General features: G+C 65.5%; 2 protein-coding genes. Both read right to left on the reverse strand.

The genetic code is table 11. The annotated features are described in order from the left end of the window. Nucleotides 1–270: 270 nt before the first annotated feature. On the reverse strand, nt 271–1,059 hold the full coding sequence (locus tag ACFMBG_RS23470) for a DeoR/GlpR family DNA-binding transcription regulator (RefSeq protein WP_421057070.1): 789 nt from the start codon (nt 1,057–1,059) through the stop codon (nt 271–273). 391 nt (nt 1,060–1,450) lie between these two features. After that, nucleotides 1,451–2,734 carry a serine hydroxymethyltransferase gene (gene glyA, locus ACFMBG_RS23475; protein WP_421057071.1) on the reverse strand — a complete coding sequence of 428 codons (1,284 nt, stop codon included), beginning with the start codon at nt 2,732–2,734 and terminating at the stop codon, nt 1,451–1,453. Nucleotides 2,735–2,815: the final 81 nt, after the last annotated feature.

Consider the following 2,815-nt stretch of genomic DNA (forward strand, 5'->3'; position numbering starts at 1 on the left):
CTGCCGCCCGGTCAGCAGCCGCTGGAACGAGGCCCCGTAGCTGCGCTCGATCCCGGTGCGCACCATCCGCACCGCATAAAGCAGCAGCATCGTGGCGCCCGCGAGGCTCAGAAGAAAGGTCAGTATCGCCATATCAGTTTCCGGTTACCCCTCCCCGCAAGGAGACATCTGCCCCTGGGAGGATAAAAGCCGTACCAGCACAGCCAGGGCGCAGGCGCAAATGCCCTGCATTCCAGCCGTGGGGCAGGGCTTGGACTGCAGCCAGTTCACTCACCCCTCCTTTCCGGAGGCAATGTCGATCTTTACCCCCCAGCCAGAAAGTGCAGCGGCCAGTTTCTTGCCGGGAGCCCGGTCCGTGAACAGCAGATCGATCCTGCGCGGTGATGGGCCGCAATGCGGCGCCGTTTCCTCGAACTTGGGATGCGCAATGGCGACGGCAAGCTGCTCGGTGCACTCCGCAACGACGCGCGCGAGCTGCGCCTCAGCTGCGCTGTGGTACAGGACCCCCTGTTTGGCGGAAAAACCGTCCGCCGACAGGATGGCCAGGTCCAGCGCGAAGCGGCGCACTTGCTGTTCGGCGACAAAGCCAAAAGTGCCGCGCTCATTGCTTTGCATTTCGCCGCCCAGGAAATGCACCCTGTTGCCATTGTGGTTTGCCAGCGACTGCGCGGCCCCAATGGAGTTGGTCACCACGATCAAACCGGACTTCTGCCGCAGCTCCTCGGCGGCGAAGGCGGTGGTGGAGCCCACATCCAGAAACAGCGCCATGCCATCGCGGACATGCGCGGCAACCCGCGCTGCAATCTGCGCCTTTTCCTTCTGGTTCTCGGATATGCGCCTAGCAAAACTGGTGGCGCTTTGCGGCCCCGCCAGGAAGGCGCCGCCGTGCACCCGCTGCACCGCGCCCGCCTTGTCCAGCGCCTTGATGGTGCGGCGCACGGTTTCCTCAGAGACATCGAGCATCCTGGCAAGCTCTGCGCTGCGAGCCGAGCCGCCCAGGCGGCGCAGGGCATCGACAAGCTCCAATTCACGGTGGGAGAGGGAAAGAGAGTCCGGCAAGAGGGTACCTGTTTGCAACTGCGGTCTTGATGTAATTTGGCATTGCTTGACGCCGCATTACAACAACACCCCACAATTTCCCACAAATTTTTGGACTTTTCCGGCAGCTTGCAGAGTTTTGATCCCGAACAGACGTGTCTCCCGTCCAGCAGCCGGGCGCTCCCGCCCCTTTCCGGCCGGCCTGCGGCCGTCCCGAAAGCGTTGGGCAGGGCGCCGTGCGGGACGCACGGCGCGGGCGCTGCCGGACCCAAGGCCCGTGCCGGTGCATCCTGGAGGCCCGCCAGGGCGTCCGGGATGCACCTGCGGGGCGCGGGAGAGTTTGCTTGGCAGCAAAGGAAAACCGCCGCGGCTGGCAGGCCGCGGCGGTTCGTTTTCTTCAGTCCCGAAAGGCTTACAGGTTCGGGTACAGCGGGAACCTGGCGCAGAGGTCGGCGACCTTGGCGCGCACCGCCGCTTCCACATCCGCGTTGCCCTCTTCACCGTTGGCCGCCAGCCCGTCGATCACCTCGATGATCAGGTCGGCGATCTGGCGGAACTCCGCCTCGCCGAAGCCGCGGGTGGTGCCCGCCGGGGTGCCCAGGCGCAGGCCCGAGGTCACGGTCGGCTTTTCCGGGTCGAACGGGATGCCGTTCTTGTTGGTGGTGATATGGGCGCGGCCCAGCGCCTTGTCGGCGATGTTGCCGGTGACGCCCTTGGGGCGCAGGTCGACCAGCATCACGTGGGTGTCGGTGCCGCCGGTGACGATGTCCAGGCCGCCCTTGATCAGCTGGTCCGCCAGCGCCGCCGCGTTGGCCCGCACCTGCTTCTGGTAGGCCTTGAACTCCGGCTTCAGCGCCTCGCCGAAGGCTGCCGCCTTGCCTGCGATCACATGCATCAGCGGGCCGCCCTGGATGCCCGGGAAGATCGCCGAGTTCACCTTCTTGGCGATCGCCTCGTCATTGGTCACGATCATGCCGCCGCGCGGGCCGCGCAGGGTCTTGTGGGTGGTGGTGGTGGCGACATGCGCGTGCGGGAACGGCGAGGGGTGCTCACCCGCCGCGATCAGGCCCGCGATGTGGGCCATGTCGACCATGAAATAGGCGCCGACGCTGTCGGCGATCTCCCGGAACTTGGCAAAGTCGATCTGGCGCGGGATGGCGGAGCCGCCGGCGATGATCAGCTTCGGCTGGTGCTCGGTTGCGAGCGCCTGGATCTGGTCGTAATCGATCAGGTTGTCGCTTTGGCGCACGCCGTAGTGCACCGCGTTGAACCACTTGCCCGACTGGTTCGGCGCGGCGCCGTGGGTCAGGTGGCCGCCGGAGGCGAGATCCATGCCGAGGATGGTGTCGCCGGGCTTCAAGAGCGCCTGGAACACGCCCTGGTTGGCCTGGGAGCCGGAGTTCGGCTGCACGTTGGCGTATTCGCAGCCGAACAGCTGCTTGGCGCGGTCGATGGCCAGGTTTTCGGCAACGTCGACATACTGGCAGCCGCCGTAGTAGCGGCGCCCCGGGTAGCCTTCGGCGTATTTGTTGGTCAGCACCGAGCCTTGCGCTTCCATCACCGCGGCGGAGACGATGTTCTCCGAGGCGATCAGCTCGATCTCGTCGCGCTGGCGGCCCAGTTCCGCGGTGATCGAGGCATAAAGCTCAGGATCGCGCTCGGCGAGGGATTGGGTGAAAAACAGATCTTTGGACATTCGGGGCTCCTGTCTATCCAGTCCAGCCCAAGCCCGCGGCAACGCAGTTCATCGACTGCATCAGCGGGACCGGCACTGTTG

It is taken from the genome of Leisingera coralii (assembly GCF_049056525.1).
GTDB lineage: Bacteria > Pseudomonadota > Alphaproteobacteria > Rhodobacterales > Rhodobacteraceae > Leisingera > Leisingera coralii.

What these genes read in the sequence shown, in the direction of transcription:
- glyA (WP_421057071.1), bottom strand. Translation starts at nt 2,734, where the DNA reads ATGTCCAAAGATCTGTTTTTCACCCAATCCCTCGCCGAGCGCGATCCT.